The following is a 327-nucleotide window of genomic DNA, read 5'->3' on the forward strand; positions in this document are numbered from 1 at the left end:
TAAAAAAGGCGATGCCCGTTACAATGGGTATCGCTTTTTTATCGTTCCATCCCTCTATCTCTTTTCGTCTTAGGTTGTCTTGTTTGTTTCAACTGCTCTGATTTGCGTTTTAAGCCCTCTAGAGAGAATTCTCTGCCTTTCCTTAGTATTTTATCTAGAAATACCTTTAAACGCTCTATAAAGACTTCTAGACGCTTCTGAGGGATTGTCTTTGCCTTTTTATTCTCTTCCAAGATAGAAAGCCATTGCTCGCCTTCTTTTTGGTTCTTTGGTTCATGTCCATTTTCTAGATTAAACAGGACTAAACGTCCTTTCTTTTCTAGTTCA

Annotated in this window: 1 pseudogene; it reads right to left on the reverse strand. The window is 37.9% G+C overall.

Features of this window, described 5'->3' with window-relative positions:
- Positions 1 to 38: 38 nt before the first annotated feature.
- A pseudogene (locus tag ACQGS6_RS29555) lies at positions 39 to 327 on the reverse strand (MobV family relaxase); the annotation flags it as partial.

Origin of the sequence: Bacillus sp. GMs2/2 (assembly GCF_050172095.1) — a bacterium.
Taxonomy (GTDB): Bacteria; Bacillota; Bacilli; order Bacillales; family Bacillaceae_G; genus Bacillus_A; species Bacillus_A cereus.